This is a genomic window from Allobacillus halotolerans, from assembly GCF_018967645.1.
In the GTDB taxonomy this organism is placed as follows: Bacteria; Bacillota; Bacilli; order Bacillales; family Alkalibacillaceae; genus Allobacillus; species Allobacillus halotolerans.
Genome location: NZ_JAHLZF010000007.1, coordinates 14,933 through 33,485, shown reverse-complemented (window position 1 = coordinate 33,485; position 18,553 = coordinate 14,933). Strand labels below are relative to the sequence as shown.

General features: G+C 39.4%; 15 protein-coding genes and 1 other annotated feature. Of the genes, 3 read left to right on the top strand and 12 right to left on the bottom strand.

Translation table 11 applies throughout. The features are described from left to right. Positions 1-10 precede the first annotated feature (10 nt). From KQ486_RS06310 to KQ486_RS06285, 6 genes are all read right to left on the bottom strand, one after another. Positions 11-1,051, bottom strand: coding sequence for a rod shape-determining protein (locus KQ486_RS06310; protein ID WP_216687129.1), 1,041 nt, complete (start codon positions 1,049-1,051; stop codon positions 11-13). Positions 1,052-1,346: 295 nt separating this feature from the next. Next, positions 1,347-2,036: a RadC family protein gene (gene radC, locus KQ486_RS06305; RefSeq protein WP_144160591.1), complete on the bottom strand. Its 690-nt coding sequence runs from the start codon at positions 2,034-2,036 to the stop codon at positions 1,347-1,349. A gap of 149 nt (positions 2,037-2,185) precedes the next feature. After that, a complete protein-coding gene (locus tag KQ486_RS06300; protein WP_144160594.1) occupies positions 2,186-2,986 on the bottom strand; it encodes a hypothetical protein in 801 nt (266 codons plus the stop codon). 658 nt (positions 2,987-3,644) lie between these two features. After that, complete coding sequence (locus KQ486_RS06295; RefSeq protein WP_216687082.1) at positions 3,645-5,357, bottom strand: sensor domain-containing diguanylate cyclase; 1,713 nt, start codon at positions 5,355-5,357, stop codon at positions 3,645-3,647. A gap of 17 nt (positions 5,358-5,374) precedes the next feature. After that, positions 5,375-6,667 (bottom strand): bifunctional folylpolyglutamate synthase/dihydrofolate synthase, encoded by a 1,293-nt coding sequence (locus tag KQ486_RS06290; protein WP_216687081.1) that lies wholly within the window; start codon positions 6,665-6,667, stop codon positions 5,375-5,377. An 82-nt stretch (positions 6,668-6,749) separates the two neighbouring features. Further along, the gene (locus KQ486_RS06285; protein ID WP_216687080.1) at positions 6,750-9,401 is read right to left on the bottom strand and encodes a valine--tRNA ligase; all 2,652 of its coding nucleotides are present in this window, start codon (positions 9,399-9,401) and stop codon (positions 6,750-6,752) included. 51 nt (positions 9,402-9,452) lie between these two features. Then, positions 9,453-9,676, bottom strand: a binding site (T-box leader). A gap of 59 nt (positions 9,677-9,735) precedes the next feature. On the opposite strand from KQ486_RS06285, the gene KQ486_RS14715 reads away from it, so the two are divergent. After that, a complete protein-coding gene (locus KQ486_RS14715) occupies positions 9,736-9,969 on the top strand; it encodes a YszA family small membrane protein (RefSeq protein WP_500646136.1) in 234 nt (77 codons plus the stop codon). Here the strand turns inward: KQ486_RS14715 and KQ486_RS06280 are convergent. Next, a complete protein-coding gene (locus KQ486_RS06280; RefSeq protein ID WP_216687079.1) occupies positions 9,966-11,084 on the bottom strand; it encodes a LysM peptidoglycan-binding domain-containing protein in 1,119 nt (372 codons plus the stop codon). The genes KQ486_RS14715 and KQ486_RS06280 overlap by 4 nt on opposite strands. Positions 11,085-11,386: 302 nt before the next feature. On the opposite strand from KQ486_RS06280, the gene KQ486_RS06275 reads away from it, so the two are divergent. Beyond that, a complete protein-coding gene (locus KQ486_RS06275) occupies positions 11,387-11,647 on the top strand; it encodes a hypothetical protein (protein WP_216687078.1) in 261 nt (86 codons plus the stop codon). Between the two features lie 188 nt (positions 11,648-11,835). Here KQ486_RS06275 and hemL read toward each other — a convergent pair whose 3' ends face one another. From hemL to hemA, 5 genes are all read right to left on the bottom strand, one after another. Next, the gene (gene hemL, locus KQ486_RS06270; RefSeq protein ID WP_144160612.1) at positions 11,836-13,125 is read right to left on the bottom strand and encodes a glutamate-1-semialdehyde 2,1-aminomutase; all 1,290 of its coding nucleotides are present in this window, start codon (positions 13,123-13,125) and stop codon (positions 11,836-11,838) included. A gap of 14 nt (positions 13,126-13,139) precedes the next feature. Beyond that, the gene (gene hemB, locus KQ486_RS06265) at positions 13,140-14,117 is read right to left on the bottom strand and encodes a porphobilinogen synthase (RefSeq protein ID WP_144160615.1); all 978 of its coding nucleotides are present in this window, start codon (positions 14,115-14,117) and stop codon (positions 13,140-13,142) included. Further along, the gene (locus KQ486_RS06260; protein WP_144160618.1) at positions 14,114-14,890 is read right to left on the bottom strand and encodes a uroporphyrinogen-III synthase; all 777 of its coding nucleotides are present in this window, start codon (positions 14,888-14,890) and stop codon (positions 14,114-14,116) included. Before KQ486_RS06260 ends, hemB begins: the two co-directional genes overlap by 4 nt. Then, entirely contained in the window at positions 14,890-15,822 is a 933-nt protein-coding gene (gene hemC, locus KQ486_RS06255; RefSeq protein ID WP_144160621.1) for a hydroxymethylbilane synthase, read from the bottom strand. The genes KQ486_RS06260 and hemC overlap by 1 nt, the downstream gene beginning before the upstream one ends. Positions 15,823-16,011: 189 nt before the next feature. Continuing rightward, positions 16,012-17,376 (bottom strand): glutamyl-tRNA reductase, encoded by a 1,365-nt coding sequence (hemA, locus tag KQ486_RS06250; protein ID WP_216687077.1) that lies wholly within the window; start codon positions 17,374-17,376, stop codon positions 16,012-16,014. A 188-nt stretch (positions 17,377-17,564) separates the two neighbouring features. Between hemA and KQ486_RS06245 the strand changes: the two genes are divergently transcribed. After that, the gene (locus KQ486_RS06245; protein WP_144160627.1) at positions 17,565-18,044 is read left to right on the top strand and encodes a LiaI-LiaF-like domain-containing protein; all 480 of its coding nucleotides are present in this window, start codon (positions 17,565-17,567) and stop codon (positions 18,042-18,044) included. Positions 18,045-18,553: the final 509 nt, after the last annotated feature.

Sequence of the window (18,553 nt, the reverse complement as noted above, 5' to 3'; positions counted from 1 at the left end):
TAGCACCTACTTAACTTAATGTGTTTCGTTTTGCGACATATGGAGATCTTTTAAAGAATTCAATGTGTTCCAAAGCTTTCCCAGTACCGATTACAACGGAATCCAATGGGTTTTCAGCAATGAATACAGGCATATTTGTTTCTTCACTGATCACTTCGTCAATCTTATTCAATAACGCTCCACCACCGGTCAAAACAATTCCGAAGTCCATAATATCAGCAGCTAATTCCGGAGGAGCAGTTTCTAACGTTTGCTTTATTAATTCGACAATTGCGTAGACAGTTTCTTGGATGGCATAAACGACCTCGTCATTGCCGATTGTCACTGTTTTCGGTAAACCGGAAACGAGATCTCTTCCTCGAACATCCATTTCTTCATTATTATCTAATTTCTTTGCAGATGCAAGTTCTGTCTTTAACATCTCAGCTGTGGACTCACCAATCAATAAGCTATAGTTTTTCCGGATATATTGAATAATTTGCTCATCCATCTCATCGCCAGCTATTCGGATCGATGTGCTCGTCACCGTTCCACCTAGAGAAATGATTGCTACTTCTGTCGTACCACCACCGATATCCACAATTAAACTGCCGGTGGGTTCCCAAACAGGCAAACCTGCCCCAATCGCAGCTGCAAACGGCTCTGAGATTGGAAGAGCATTTTTTGCACCTGCTTGCCTAGTCGCATCCAAAACTGCACGCTCTTCAACCATCGTAATTCCCGAAGGTACACAGACGATAACATTCGGCTTTCTGGAGAACAAGGAAGGTTTTCCTTGTGCTTTTTCGATATAATATTTCATCATTTCTGCTGTCGTATCGTAATCCGCAATCACACCATCTTTCATTGGGCGAATGACCGATAATCTTCCCGGCGTCCGGCCAATCATTTGTTTTGCTTCATTACCGACTGCAATGACCTCATTTGTATTGTTATCCTGAGCGATCATGGAGGATTCACGCAAGATAATTCCTTTTCCTTTTGAATAAACCAATGTATTGGCCGTCCCTAAGTCAATGCCAAAGTCTTTCGTAAAAATCGATGTTGCCATCATGATCGTCCTTTCTTCATCCCTTTTTAATAAAGGGTACGTTCCGTTCGTATCAAACATGAATAAGCGCCCCAACAAAATGACCATTTGCTGGTAGGCGCTTAGCTATCCATTTTGTATTTATATTATACGCAATTCCAGAGAAAATAGATAGGTTAATGAGACTCATATTCATTGTTTTTTGTATTCAATAAATGAAAGTTCTTGAACAGAAAGGAAATTGATAGAAAGGAAGGTAATTGTGTGGATTGATATGATTTTAGTATAATCATTTCAGCTTATAAAGTATGAACACTCAGACATATCCTTTTTCTTTCAAAGAAACATATTTACGGTCACCAATCACCAGGTGATCCAGGATTTCAATGCCTACTAATTTTCCGGCTTCACATAATCGTTTGGTTACTTGAATATCTTCTTGAGATGGCGAAGGGTTGCCGGAAGGGTGGTTATGGGCGCAGATAATTGAAGCGGCTGATCGACGAACCGCTTCCCGAAAAACTTCACGTGGATGAACAATCGAAGCATTCAAGCTTCCGATAAAGATCGTTTGTCTGTGTATGACGGTGTTCTTAGTATCCAAATATAAGCAAACGAAGTGTTCCTGTTTTAGGTGTCTCAGCTCGTCCATAATATAATTGGCTCCATCTTCTGGACTCCGAATGACATACCGATCAGTCACTCTGAAGTTATGAATTCTTCGCCCGAATTCTAAGGCAGCCAATAAATTAATCGCTTTCGCTTCTCCTATTCCCTTTATGGAGGTTAATTCATTAATCGTTGCATCCTTCAATAAATAAATCCCTTCAAAATGTTTTAATACACGAATAGCAAGTGACAGGGCTGAATTTCCCCGTGTCCCACTACCAATTAGTATTGCCATTAACTCCTGATTAGACAACGCTTCTGGCCCAGCCTTCATCAGACGCTCTCGAGGTCGGTCATCCTTTGGTACATCCTTAATTAATAACGATTCGGTTTCCAAAACATTCGCTCCTTTCAAGATTACGCTTCTTTATTGTATCTGGTGCCTTATTAAAAGACAAAAAGCGAAAAAGCAACGAACGCACTGGAAAACATCAATTTGTTATTGTCTTTTGACTCAATCTATACTAAATAAAGAAGATAACTTCATTAAGAGAGTTCTGCTAAAAAGAATGCTAAACTTAGCTGCATTGTTTTTTCATCCATAAAACGATCACCGGACTCATTGATTAACTGAGTTAATCGGGCTGCATATGGGTTACTCTCAAATCTACCAGGCATTTCTTGTACCCACTGTTGGAAATCTCCTTTTGAAAAATTATCGATCAATGCTTCTCCCGCTTCTAACCAGGATTGATCATTTTCAGAGACTTGCATCTTAACAGCCGGTAATTGCCAATTCTTCACTAAGAAATCTTCTAATCGAACAAGCCCCCTATTTTCAAGCCACTCGATTGACTGTGACTCTTGTTCACTTGATGTTATATAACCACCAACAACAAAATATTGACCTTCGTTTTCTACATAAATCGCCGGAACATCATAAGTTTGCTGAATGGAAGTCACATGCTCCTCAGCATTGTCCGTCGAAGAAAATATTCCATATTGAATGAGTTGGAATTGTTGTTCGCCAATAGCGAAATTCGATTTGCCTTCCGCGTCATTTGACTCGTCGTCGTTTGTTACGTTCGAAACAGGTTGTCCCTCTGATCCTGTTGGGTCATCAGCTGTATAATCCGAGAAGAAATACATTAAACCCGCCCCAAATACAAGTCCAAGTACAATAGCAAATAGGATCGGTTTTAACCACTTCGTAAGTTCTATCTTCTGAAAAGTGGGCCTTTTCTTTTGTTTTGGGGTGAGAAAATGTTCAAGATCATGCTTTTTTTGTTGGTCATCGTAGTCGTCAGATTTAGTAATGGCCACTCTTACTTTTCTTTCTTCTTCCATGCTCTCTACCACCTTTGTTTCTAGTGATTCTCATCCTAGCACAAGCCTATGAAAAAATAAGTGGAATTTTGTCTGTTGAAAAGCAAAGATTTTCGACATAATTATCATTGTCTTTTGGTTCATGATTGTTTCGCCTTCTGGTTCTCTTTTTAGACAACAAAAAAAGCAAAGCACCCGATTTCTCACGCTTCCGTTGTTGACAGCGTCTCTCGAGTACGGAAGGATTACAATTTCTCGCGCTTCCGTTGTTGAGAGTGTCTCTCGAGTACGGAAAACACCCGATTTCTCGCGCTTCCGTCGTTGAGAGTGCCTCTCGAGCACGGAAGGAACCCGATTTCTTGCGCTTCCGTTGTTGAGAGTGTCTCTCGAGTACGGAAGGCTCCCGATTTCTCGCGCTTCCGTCGTTGATAGCGTCTCTCGAGTACGGAAGGATTACAATTTCTCGCGCTTCCGTTGTTGATAGCGCCTCTCGAGCACGGAAGGTAATGCGTGTCCTTTTTGGACGATATCTCCGACTACGGCAGTCAGCGAATCTTACGTTAAGTTGCGTACTTATCCTAACAAATATTTTAGAGCTATTTTGACCTCATAAAAAAATCCGTATGATGACTGACTTCCTTACTCATCATACGGATTTTTCACTCCGTTCATTAGCTTTTTATACAATTGATGCAACTTTGTTTTTTCCGCTTCGTTTTGCACCTACATACATCGCCCGATCCGCCTGGCGAATTAACTCGTTCGGTGATTCACAATGGTCTGGATAAGTAGCAATGCCTAAACTTGCTGTGATCGGTATGGCTACCGGCTGCCCATCCTCAATGTTTTTCATCAATACAAAAGGCTCGGAAGAAATCAGGTTACGAACCTCTTCAGCCAATTCACGAATTTCCTCGTGATTCATCCCTTTGACTAAAATGGTGAATTCTTCTCCTCCATACCTGGAAACAATTCCTCTGTCACTGATGAAATCTTCCAATCTCCTGGCAAGCTCGACTAACACTTCATTTCCCGCTTCATGGCCATATGTATCATTCACAGATTTAAACGAATCTAAATCGATAATGATAATGGAAAGATTTTCATCAATCTCTTTCGCTTGTAAATCAAGCGCATACTGCTCAATATGATCCGTCAAATAACGATAATTGTATAAATTCGTCAATTGGTCATGGAAACTTTTCCTTCTTTCTTGTTCATAGTGTCTAGCATTCTCCATTGCGATGGATAAGAAATTTGCTAGAATTCTCATAAGCATTAAGTGATAGTCCTGATAAGCACGCCTGCTTCGATCACCAATGACCAACACACCAACGACTTTTTCACTCCGAATAATAGGGATGCCTAAAACACTTTGCACATCGCTTGGCAAACTGTTTTCAGTATACTGATCTAATGGAGCACGAGTATTGAACAATACTGCTTTTCTTTGAGCATAAATTTTCCCAAGCAATCCACTGTTTGTCGACAATACCTCTTCCGGATGTTTAACCGTTTGCCGATCCTTTACAAAGCGAATTAAAGTCAATGTTTGACTAGCATTTGAAACATCGTAGATATAAATGAAACTTGCTGGAATTAATTTACAAACCTCTTCAACAAACGTATCTAACACATTTTTAACATTTAATCTTCTTGATAATTCTTGACCGATATCACTTGTTTTACGTAAATAGTGATTCACTCGACGCCCATTATAATAAAGGCTAATAGCGATTGATAGAAGGATAAATGGGATTCCTACGAAATAGATTGCTGCAATTTTCAGATCGATATAGAGTAAATAAAGTACTAAACCTAATGGAAAGACAATTAATGTGAGAAAAACATCGGCGAATAAAGACTTTCCTATTTTCATGAGACGTTCGTCGTAAAAAAATACATTTAAAATAACTAATACAATTTGATTTAAAATCAACCCAGTTGCAATATAACCGACTAATGCAATACTTTCAGTGGACGTATTTAATTGAAGAACTCCATGTTCGCCACCGAGCCAATAATAGACAGCCGCTGAGCCAATCGATGTAATTAACATCATTAATGAATTGCTGGCAATCCGAAATATTTCATCTTTGCTGATCCGGAGTTTATAGATTAATGTTAATAAAGCCAGCTGCGTTAAAATAATCTCAGCGAATAATCCAAAATAAAGAAATGCAGCAAAACTGATTCCGTTAGCCACAAAGATTGAAATCTGTCCGATTTGTATAGGGAAATAGGAAACCGCACACATAATTAAGGCGAACGAAACTAGGTCGGCCCATTCCCCGGTATAAGATGGCTCAAATGTGGTATAGACATAAAAAATGGAAGTTGGAAAAACAACCAACCATATAAGCCATATTAAAAGCTGTTTTTTCTTTGTCATGGAGCCTTCCCTTCTCCCTATTTATGTTGTAAGACATAAGCTCTCACTTGAGATACAAAGTAAAGCGATCCTGTAACGATAAGAATGTTTTCGGTTGAATCCTTTTCAATAAACTGATCAATAACAGTTTCCCAGTCTTCCTGGACATATGTGTGAGTTTTCTGGAAATTTTTATATAGTTCATTGTACTCATAGCTTGTTGAAAAGTCAAACGGCGTTAAGTAAATTTTTTGAAAGTTTTGTTCAAGGATATCTAGCATTTGGTCGATTGGTTTATTTTTTACGACAGACAGTAAAACGGTGACCCGATTCGATTCCCATTGGCTCTTAATCGCGGTAACCAATTGAGTCATTGCTTCTACATTATGTGCGCCATCTAATATGATTTTTGGCTGATCACGGATGACCTCTAGACGTCCTGGCCATTGGGATTGAAGAAGCCCTTTTCTTATTTCCTCATCGAGTAGCTTAAACTTTTCTTTTTTACTTATTAAAATCAGTCCATATAAAGCAAGTGTGGCATTTTCGATTTGATGCTTCCCTTTCATGCTAAGTTCGAGATTATGCAAACACATATCTTTAGACAAAAAGTCAAAAGACTCTCCCCAATCAATGTAATTATTTACTTGGTAATTATAATCAATATTTAATTGATAGAGTGAGGCATTGTGCAGCTTAGCTTTTGACTCGATTACACCAAGTGCTTCTTTTTGATGTACATTTGTAATAACCGGTATTCCTGTCTTGATGATGCCTGCTTTTTCATAAGAAATCTCTTCGATTGTATTGCCGAGGATGTTTGTGTGATCCTTACCTATGGATGTGATCATTGAAAGAATCGGTGTAATAACATTCGTAGAGTCCAATCGACCACCAAGTCCTACTTCCATGATTCCAAAGTCCACACGTTCTTCTTGAAAATGCATCAATGAAATAACCGTAATGACTTCAAATTCCGTCGGTGCACCCAATTCTGTTTGACTGATTTTTTCACAAATTGGCTTAACCTGTTCCACATAGCTTGCTAATCTTTGTGGATCAATTGGATGGCCGTTAATCGAAATGCGTTCCTCGAACCGCTCAATATAAGGAGAAGTAAATGTTCCTGTTTTAAACCCATGACGCTGAAGTAGATTTCGTAAATAAGTCACGGTAGAACCTTTTCCGTTCGTTCCTCCTATGTGAATAAGCTTCAATCCCTTTTCAGGATGTCCTAAGTATTCTAATAACTGTTGAACTCGATCCAAACCTGGTTTAATACCAAATTTTAATTGTTGATGAATCCATTCAATTGCTTCATTTCCATTCACATTATTCATCCTTTTATTTTTATGTATTTAAAATAACATAAACTGCCTACATTGTGTCAGACAGTTTATGTTATAACAAAAATTATTTGAGTTTTTCGAGTTCTTGAATACGTTCTTCGACGAGCTTGCGTTTTTCCAAGTAATCTTTTTCTTTATCCCTTTCTTGTTGCACAAGTTTTTCAGGGGCTTTTTGAACGAATTTTTCATTTGATAATTTTTTCTGAACCAATTCTACTTCAGATTGCCATTTGTTAAGTTCTTTTTGTAATCGACTTAATTCTTCTTCTAAGTTCACCAAACCTTCAAGAGGGAAGAATAACTCAGCACCACTGACGACTGCTGTCTTGGACTGTTCTGGTGCTTGAATGTCTGTACTAATCTGTAAGTCTTCAGGATTACAGAATTTTTCTAAATAATGACGATTATCTTCCAACTCATTCACAATTGATTCGTCACTCGCTTTAACTAAAATACGAATCTCTTTCGACATCGGCGTATTGACCTCTGCCCGAATATTCCGTACAGCACGGATGATTGCAACAAGTCGTTCCATCCGTTTGGCGCTTTCTTGGTCAGTGTAAGCTTCATTCACTTGTGGCCATGCTGCTACGGTAATGGATTTTCCTTTGTGTGGAATGTGTTGCCAAATTTCTTCTGTGATGAATGGCATAAATGGATGAAGTAATTTCATGATTGAATCCAATGTATGAATGAGGACAGATTTTGTTGTTCGTTTTTGTTCTTCATCCTCACCATACAACGGAAGTTTTGCCATCTCAATATACCAATCACAAAAATCGTCCCAAATAAAGTTATATAGATATCTTCCCGCTTCACCAAAGTCATATTTATCGATATTTCTTGTTACCTGTTCGATTGTCTCATTCAATCGAGTCAAGATCCATTTGTCGGCAACTGATTTTTCGCCCGAAAGATCAAGATCCTCATAAGCGAAATCTTCTAAATTCATAATAACGAATCTTGAAGCATTCCAAATTTTATTGGCAAAGTTCCAAGTCGACTCAACTTTTTCCCAGTGGAAACGCAAGTCCTGTCCTGGTGAAGAACCTGTCGATAAAAAGTAGCGTAATGAATCAGCACCATACTTTTCAATGACATCCATCGGATCGACACCATTTCCTAGTGATTTACTCATTTTTCTACCTTCTGCATCACGAACTAATCCATGAATCAACACATCTTTAAACGGTCGACGGTCCGTAAAATGCTTAGATTGGAAAATCATTCGGGATACCCAGAAAAAGATGATGTCATAACCTGTCACAAGTGCACTCGTTGGGAAATACCGGTTGTAATCTTCACTGGATTCATCTGGCCAGCCCATCGTTGAGAAAGGCCATAAAGCAGAGGAGAACCATGTATCCAAGACATCGTCATCTTGTTCCCAATTCTCCAGATCTTTTGGAGCTTCTCGACCGACATATAACTCACCTGTTTCTTTATGGTACCAAGCTGGAATTCGATGTCCCCACCATAATTGACGCGAGATACACCAATCGCGGATGTTTTCCATCCAATGGAGATACGTTTGTTCAAAACGTTCTGGGACAAAATTGACTTTATCCTCAGTCTGTTGTAATTTGATTGCTTCCTCAGCAAGTGGACCCATTTTGACGAACCATTGAGTTGATAAATAAGGTTCAACGACGGCTCCGCTACGTTCGGAATGTCCTACAGAGTGCATATGTTCTTCAATATGAAAAAGAACACCTTCCTCTTGTAGATCTTTTACGAGCTGTTTTCGGCATTCGAAACGATCCATGCCTTCATACTTGCCCGCGTTTTTATTCATCTGGCCACCCTCATCCATAACCAAGACTCTTTCAAGGTTATGACGGTTTCCAATTTCAAAGTCATTCGGATCGTGTGCGGGTGTAATTTTTACCGCCCCAGAACCGAATTCCATATCGACATAATCATCACCAATAATCTCAATTTCTCGGCCAACAATTGGTAGAATTACTTTTTTACCAATTAGATGGTTATACCGGTCGTCCTCTGGATGAACAGCGACCGCTGTATCGCCAAGCATCGTCTCTGGCCGAGTTGTCGCGATTTCAATAAATCCATCTTCATCCTTTAGTGGATATCTCATGTGATAGAATGCACCTTTGACCTCTTGGTGAATCACTTCGATATCAGACAAAGCTGTTTTTGTACTTGGATCCCAATTAATAATATATTGTCCCCGATAAATCAGTCCTTGTTCATAAAGGGATACGAAAACTTCTTTGACAGCATTGGATAGACCTTCATCAAGTGTGAATCGTTCTTTTGAGTAATCCAGACCTAATCCAAGTTTTTCCCATTGGCTTCGGATAAAGCTCGCATACTCTTCTTTCCAATCCCAGGCTTGCTCAAGAAATTTTTCTCGTCCAAGGTCATGTCTGCTTTTGCCTTCTTCTTTGAGCTTCGCTTCGACTTTTGCTTGAGTTGCTATTCCTGCGTGATCCATGCCAGGCAACCATAAAACGTCATATCCTTGCATGCGCTTATAGCGTGTCAAAATGTCTTGCAATGTCGTATCCCACGCATGACCTAAGTGTAGTCTTCCCGTAACGTTTGGCGGTGGAATGACAATTGTATACGGTTCTTTTTGATCATTTTCTTCCGCTTCAAAAAACTTTCCTTCCATCCAAAATTGGTAGCGGCCTTTCTCTACCTCTTCCGGATGGTATTTTGGTGCCATTGAGGTTTCTCTTTGTTCACCCATTTCATTTCCTCCTTTTATATTATGAAAATAAAAAAATCTTTCCATCCTTATAAAAAGGACGAAAAGATTTAAATTTCGCGGTACCACCTTTGTTCACAGCATAATTACACTGTGCATCTCACCTGTTAACGGTTTTCCCGTCTTCTTCTACTATCATTTCAAAGAAGCTGCCAATTCAGAGCGACCTTCCAAGTTTTCAATCCGAGGAAACTTTCAGCAATTGTTTCCCTCTCTGTCGGTGTTCAACCTGTACTCTTCTCCTACGGCATTTACGTTTATTCGATTATCATTATTATAAACAACGAATGCATCAAAATCAATGAATTAATACACAGTGTTACCGCATTTTTCATATTCTATACAAAAGGAGGTCATCCGAGTGGGTAAATATCATCGCTACCGGTTCCCTCATGGGTTTCGCCGAGTCATTATCGTTGTGGAATACTCTATTCTCCCAGTCGTCTGCTATCAGGTTTTACGTACACTGTTTTTACCTACGACATTGGATATGTTTTTGTGTATTATTTTTATAGGAATCTTCATTATGTTTCGGTCCAAATGGATTTAACTTTTTTTTGCAGTTTTCGGAACATAAATAACATCGCCTTCCTCAAGCGCAGTAGAATCATCTAAATTGTTCACTCGTTCCAGTTTCGAAGAAGGTAAGTTATAGAATTCAGCTATCGATTCCAATGTTTCATTTTTTTGAACAAAACGAACTGTCAATTGTGAAGATGTAGGCTCGTCGTTTCGAAAGAATTTGGATAAATAACTTAACCCACTGGCTTCTTTTTTCTGACCTACTTCAGTTTCTTCTTTTGTTTCTGGATCAATCGCACTCACTTCATAATCATCAAAGTCAGTGTCCTCGTGATCTACTTCAGTCGATTCCGCATGTTCTTTTTTGTACAAATCTGTGTCAGTTTTCTTAGCCTCTGCTTTTTCTTCATGTTTTTCTTCTAATTCATCTTCATTGGATTTCTTTTTATTGAAGAACTCAGCAAATGTTTGTGACTTATCTTTTTTGAAAAATTCTCTTCCTTTTTGTTCTTCTTCAGAATCCGTTGTATTGGCGACTTCTTCAAATGGCTCTTCTTCCTGCTGGGCTGTTTCTTGTTCTGCCGTTTGTTCTGCTTCCGCATTTACTTCCTGCTCATCAGATTGGTTGGAATCTTCTTGTTGATCTTGAAAGGTTGGGAACTCTTTTAATTCAAAATCAGAAGGTGCAGATTGTTCAGGATAGACGTCTTCTGCTTCCCGTTCCGAAATCCCATCGATTCGAATACTTGATTGAATATTTAATGTATGAGGTTCTGGAAGTTCATAATCAAAGAAATCTACCTTTACTTCAACACGATGATCCGTTTGCACACGGTCTGTCGGAACCGTAATATCCACTGGAATTGGATACTGAAAAGTCATAAATCCATTGTCCAACGTTCGTACTTGCTGTACAACATTCTCCTCTTCGTCATCAACAATGTACAGGGGTTCTTTTTTTGGCATAGTTTGATAATCCCCCGAAACAATCAGTACTCCTCTTAACTGAATATAATTCGATTCTTGGATGACATCTACCTCGGGATCGATTGAGATACTGTAAAGGTCATCCACCTCTTCTCCTTGTCGAAAATTAATTTTTTCATAAATTTTAAATGCATATGGTTCCTTACTGTTGGTCATAAGCATCCTCCCTATATCCTTTTTTCAAATCCTGTGTGATTTGATATTCGCATCAAAGAAAACAGAACCTTTCTCTAATCTATATGATTCATATTCGATAAAATGAAAACTTCATTAAAGAAAGCACTTTCGGGAGTAATTTTCAGTTATGCTCAGAATTAAGAAAAGGGATTGATTGATCTTTTTGGTCAAAAGTAATTGATGCTAAGAGGAATGTTTTATTAACATTGTCGAAGATGGAATCAAAACATGCAGACGTTTGCAGTCAAGTGAATGCAAATGCAACGGACGACTATTGATGGTTGAGTCTGACTGCTGAAGTTTTGTTCTTATCTGCTGAAGTCCGGCTGATAACTGCTGAAGTTTTGCTCTTCACTGCTGAAGTGCGGCTGATAACTGCTGAAGTTTCGCTCTTCACTGCTGAAGTCCGGCTGATAACTGCTGATGTTTCGCTCTTCACTGCTGAAGTCTGGCTGATGACTGCTGATGTTTCGATCCTCACTGCTGAAGTGCGGCTGATGACTGTTGATGTTGGATCTGCCAAATTGGAGCTAGCCTATTAATTGTCAGACACCAATGTCATATAATTTCATAATGGATCAACAAACACACATCTCGAGCCATAGAAAACTTTATTATGGTCGCAGTTGTCTTCTTATGTTCTGTGGGTCGAGGCAAAGTGTTACGAAGTGTCAGTAAAATAAAGAAAACCGAACGATTGATTTATCCAAATCGTTCGGTCTTTCATTACTTACTTATTGTATTTTTTAAATGCATTACGTGCAGCTTCAATGGTCTGCTCAATTTCATCCATTGTATGTTCAGTCGATAGGAACATTCCCTCGAACTGTGAAGGTGGAAGGAAAATTCCTTGCTCTGCCATTAAACGATAATACGTAGCAAACCATTTGAGATCAGACGTTTGTGCTTTTTCGAAATTGATCACTTCTTCATCAGTAAAGAAGAAGCCAAGCATAGAGCCTGCACGGTTTACTTGTAATGGAACACCATATTCTTTAGCCGCTTCCTGAAGTCCTTCAACAAGGCGGTCGGCTTTTTCATTAATCGCATCATATGACTCTTCTGTCAATTGATTTAAGGTTGCAATACCTGCTGCCATAGCAAGTGGGTTACCGGATAATGTGCCTGCTTGATAAATATCGCCTTCTGGAGCGATTCGTTGCATAATTTCTTTTTTACCGCCGTAGGCACCTACAGGAAGTCCGCCACCAATAACTTTTCCGAGACATGTTAAATCTGGTGTGACACCGAAATGACCTTGCGCACAGTTATAACCAACACGGAAACCTGTCATGACCTCATCAAAAATGAGTAATGTTCCGTGATCTTCGGTAATTTTGCGTAAGTTTTGTAAGAAATCATTAACTGGTGGTACAACACCCATATTTCCAGAGACCGGTTCAACAATGACTGCTGCTAATTCATCGCCGTATTGTTCAAAAACATAGCGCACACTTTCCATATCGTTATATGGAACAGTAATGGTATTTTGAGCAATTGACTTAGGTACTCCGGGACTATCCGGCAATCCTAACGTCGCGACGCCGGAACCAGCCTTGATTAAAAGCGAGTCACCGTGACCGTGGTAGTTCCCTTCGAATTTTAAAATTTTATCTCTTCCTGTATATCCCCGAGCTAAACGAAGTGCACTCATTGTAGCTTCTGTACCCGAGTTAACCATCCGGACTTTTTCGATAGAAGGTACACGATCGATCACAATCTTCGCCAGTTCATTTTCATACTCGACGTTTGTACCGAAACTCGTTCCTTTTTCCATCACTTCTTTTAACTTGGAGACAACCGCATCGTGAGCGTGTCCAACAATTAAAGGTCCCCAACTGAGCACATAATCAATATACTCATTACCATCCACATCAAATATGCGCGAACCCTTACCTTTTTCCGTATAAATAGGTGTCATATCGACTGATTTGAACGAACGAACCGGAGAGTTGACTCCCCCTGGTAATAAATCTTTTGCTTCTTCAAATAATTTCTGGGATTTTTCATAACGATTCATATTGAAAGACCTCCTTAGGATTCACTTAACCATTTTGCGACATCTTTTGCAAAATAAGTGATAATCAAATCAGCACCTGCCCGCTTCATGGAAGTTATCTTTTCCATAACAATGGCTTTTTCGTCGACCCAGCCATTTTGTGCCGCTGCTTTGATCAATGAATATTCACCACTCACATTATAAGCTACAACAGGCAATGTATACCGATCTCTTACCTCTCTGACAATGTCAAGGTAACTAAGTGCCGGTTTGACGATGAGAAAATCTGCCCCTTCCTCAACATCCGAATCTGCTTCACGCAATGCTTCAATGCGGTTAGCCGGGTCCATTTGATACGTTTTCCGATCGCCGAATTGTGGTGTACTATCGGCCGCATCGCGAAACGGACCGTAAAAAGCAGAAGCATATTTTACTGCATAAGACATAATCGGAATGTTTTCAAATCCTGCTTCGTCTAATCCTTTCCGAATTTCTTTAACGAAACCATCCATCATGTTTGACGGGGCAATAATGTCAGCACCTGCTTCAGCTTGAGATACAGCAGTCTGTACATGTAATGGTAGAGAGGCATCATTGTCGACATATTCATCGTGAATGACACCGCAATGTCCATGTGAAGTATATTCACACAAGCAAGTATCCGCAACGACGAGCATTTCAGGGTATTCTTTTTTGATTAAACGGGTTGCTTGCTGGATGATCCCTTCACTGTCATATGCCTGTGAACCAACTTCATCCTTCTCTTTGGGTATGCCAAACAAAAGCACAGCTTGGATTCCTAGCGCGTTAATCTCTTTCAATTCTTCTGCTAACCGATCCAGTGAAACTTGATACACTCCTGGCATGGATGATACTTCATTTCGTTGTCCGTTCTCTTCCAAAACAAACAACGGATAAATAAGATCTTCTTTATGCAATTGTGTCTCTCTTACTAAATCACGCATAGCGGGTGTTCTTCTTAGCCGTCTATGCCGGTCAAATGTATTACTCATTTTAATTCCTCCTCAAGCACTTGCTTCACACGGTCGGCCAACCCGTGAAGTGTATACTCTTCTGGTACATACGTTTTTGTAAAACCTGTCTGAAGTGCCTCTTCTTGGGTAGTTGCACCGATGCAAAAACATGGCTTTTCGTATATTTCTCCTGGCGTCTGATCTAATAATGTAAAAAAGGCATGAATAGATGATGGTGAAGTGAAAACATAGTAATCAAACGGCCGCTCTTTATATAGCTGGTTTAATTGCTCCTGTGCTGAGAAATTGATCACCGTTCGATAAACATACATATTCTCAAAAGAAAGTTGTTGCCGTTCAAACTTTTCATCAATCGTTGTTTTCGACAATTCCCCTTTTATTAATAATACATTTTTAGGTCTGTCAATTTCGAGAAATTCTTCTCCCATATGTTCAGCATCGAATGTACTCGGTATGAAGTGAACAGTTAGGCCTTTTTTTTCAATTTCAGCTGCAGTACCTGTACCGACTGCAGCTATTTTTTTATTAGACAAATCGATCATGTCATAACCTAACCAGGCGATTGTTTCATAAAAAAACCGGACACCTTTTGCGCTCGTAAAGAAAAGCCAATCAAATTCATTGAAACGCTTTAAAAACTGTACATTTTCTTCTCTCTTCCAGATCTCCGTTTCAATCACAGGTACACAGGAAACATCACACGGTGCATCTTTCAACGGTTCGGTGAATTTTTCTGCCTGTGAGGAGTGTCTGGATAGAAAAACCCGTACTTCTCTGGGTGTTGCACTCATTAGGATTCATCCATTTCCGCTTTTGCTTCCGCAACTAATTTCTCAGCACCTTGCTCGATTAAGTCTTCAGCAACTAGTCGACCTGCTTCAATTGGATCTTTCGCTCTTCTTGTTGATTGAATGACCGTTTTGCCATCAGAGGAAGCGACTAACCCACGGATCTCAATTTCATCGTCTTCAAGCGTTGCATATCCTGCAATTGGAACCTGGCAACTACCTTCCAGCATATTGAGTAGCTTACGTTCTGCCTTCACTGTTTTTTCAGTATATTCGTCATTAATTTGCTGGATCAGTTCAAGTAGTTCAGTGTCATCTTCACGACATTCTAACGCTAGGGCACCTTGACCAATAGCCGGTAAGCAGACATCTGATTCTAAAAATTCAGTGACAATGCTAGGGTCCCAGCCGACGCGTTTCAGTCCAGCCGCAGCCAACAGAATGGCATCGTAATCTTCTTCTTCCAACTTACGGAGGCGTGTTTCAATGTTCCCTCTAATCCACTTAATTTCTAAGTCAGGTCGATAGGCAAGTAATTGTGCACCTCGTCGTAAACTACTCGTTCCGATAATTGCCCCTTCTGGTAGGTCATCTAGCTTCACATGGTCTTTTGCAATATACGCATCCCGGTGGTCTTCACGCTCAGGAATACATCCAATCGTCAAACCTTCTGGCATCTCAGATGGAATATCTTTCATACTATGTACAGCCAAATCAATCTCATGGTCGTACATTGCTTTTTCGATTTCTTTTACGAAAAGACCTTTTCCACCGACTTTAGAAAGCGTTACGCTTTGAATACGGTCTCCTGTAGTCACAATCTTCTTTACTTCGAATGTATAGTCATTTGTCTTTTTCTTCAATTCATTAATAACCCATTCCGTTTGAGTGAGGGCTAGATTACTTCTTCTTGTACCAACGACAATATTTCGCATGTCAAACTCCTCCTAGAATTACTATCTATCATTAATAGTAATAAAGTTATATCTATTTGTAAAAGATAATCCCATGTTTGTTCTCTTGGCATTCTTTACGCTTGCATAGATAAAACAACCAGAAGACTAAGACTGCCTCCTGGTTGTTTTGTCATCGTTAGTCTATATTCGCTAAACATATCATTAGATTTATTGAATTGCTTTGATCAAGCCAGCAATCGGTAGGGATTGACTAACTGTTTTATGACTATGATGTTTATTATTTTGGAATTCCAATTCTTCTTGGACCTCTTCTTCGATCCCGAAGATCTTAACAAATAATTTCAGCATCTCTTCGGCTTCTTCGTCGCCAGCCATTTCTTTCGCTTGAAGAATAGGCTCTTTCAACATTTGATTGATGATACTTTTCGTATGCTTATTCAATACTTTTCTTTCTCGATCGGTTAAGTCAGGCATCTTCCGTTCAATAGATGCCATGGTCGTCTCCTGAATGGAAAGAGCTTTATTGCGCAATGCTGAAATCACCGGAACGACGCCTAGTGTTTGAATCCATTCGTTGAATTCATCCAACTCTGTATCAATCATTTGTTCAATTGCATTCGCAGCTCTCTGTCTCTCTTCCAGGTTTTTATTAATGACTCCTCGAAGATCGTCGATGTCATAAACAATCACACCGTCCAAATCATTTACAGATGGATCGATGTTTCGTGGTACGGAAATGTCTATTAAGAATAATGGCTTTCCATTTCGACGACTAACTAATGGTGCTAACTGTTCTCGCGTAATAATAAAGGAATCCGTCGATGCGGATGTAATAAGAATATCCGCTTCTTGCAGGACATCATCAAGTTCGTCCATAGACTTAGAAAAGCCTTCAAACTTATCAGCGACTTCTTTCGCCTTTTCATAAGTTCTATTAATAACGGTAATTTGTTGAATCCCAGAACCATGTAGATTCTTTACTGCGAGCTCGCCCATTTTTCCTGCACCTAATATGGCAACATGCTGTTCTTTTAGGTCACTAAAAATTTGTTTTCCTAATTCTACTGCGGCGTAACTAATGGAAACAGCATTTTCACCGATCGCTGTTTCGCGATGAGCTCGCTTCGCTACCGTAACTGCTTGTTTGAATAGTTGATTGAAGATCAAACCTGAAGACTCAACTTCTTGAGCAACCTGAAAAGCTTTTCGAACTTGCCCGAGAATTTGTGTTTCTCCTAAGACCATCGAATCGAGTCCTGCTGTCACCTTCATCAAATGACGTACTGCATCGGTCTCTTCTTTAATTTCAATATATTTTTTAACATAATCGAGTTCTAATGAGAATTGGTTAGCTAAGAACCGTTTTACATAATAACGCCCTGTGTGTAATTGATCCGCTACGACGTATAACTCTGTTCGATTACAGGTGGAAACAATTACGTTCTCAAGAATACTCTTTTCTTGGTTTAACTCGAGCATTGTTTCACTTAAATGTTCATCTGAAAAAGCCAGTTTTTCACGGATTTCAACCGGGGCTGTTCGGTAGTTGACGCTCAATACAATAAAATGCATCTTTCTTTCACCCCTCATTTATCGTACAATCATCTATGAATTCAGTATAACAAACAAAGTATCGCTCACTTGCTAACTACTTTGAACGAATTATGAAACTTATATTATATTAGAATGATTTTAATTCCATATAGTAGCCTATCATAACCGATGAGTTACAGCAAGAAAACCGTTTAGGGAGTGGTTTTTTGAAACAATCCAAAACATTTATCGGAGTCTTATTAATCGGATTTGGACTATTTTTTGTTTTACAACAGTATTCTATACCAATTCTTTCCCGTTTTGATACATGGCCTACCATTTTAATCATTTTGGGAATGGCTTTTTTAGCACAAGGATATTTAAATAAACAACCGGAATCCATTTTGCCGGGAGGTATTCTTACTGGTCTCGGCATCCATTTTCATGCCTTACACCATTGGCATAATTGGATTGATCACTGGGGTATGTATACGTTGATTGTTGGTTTTTCATTCTTACTCCGCGCACACAAAACAAATCAAGGGGTTATGATTGGCCTTATATTGGTAATCATTTCACTAATCGGCATTTCTTCCATCACGCTACCGAAATGGTTTGGTTGGGTTGACTACCTCTTTATGCAAATTGAACAATTTTGGCCCTTCTTGTTGATCGGTCTTGGCGCCTTCTTTTTATTCAAAAAATAGTGTCGAGATGAATCTGGTTTAGAGGATTATATGTACAGAATGCTAATGTCATTCGCAGCAAGATTGCTTTGATAAAATTTAATCCGGAACAGAGACATTAGAACAGTTAAATACCCGATTATGTTTGATTTTTTGCCAGCAATAATCATGAACCTTTTGAGTTAATTTTTACAAGTTAGACATGGATGTGATAATAGCCATTCTCTTCTCGTGTTTCAGTCACGCGAAAGATTTTCAATCCTGGTAAGGTCATCTTATGATGCATATGCACGCAGTTCCTTTCTTTTTTTGTTTTTGTGGTATAAAACAAGGATAACAAATAAGGAGCTTGCGTGTTTTTTGTCTCATCTAACACTTAGTTGGTGTCAGGCGAGGAGCGTCGGCGGTGACGCCTGGGTCGCATATATGTAGAAAACGAGGGCATAACACGCCAGGATAGGCCCATATTTCCTGAGGTTGGGCGCATATACCTACATCATCCAGATTGGTTCCACTGGGATCTGATTGGG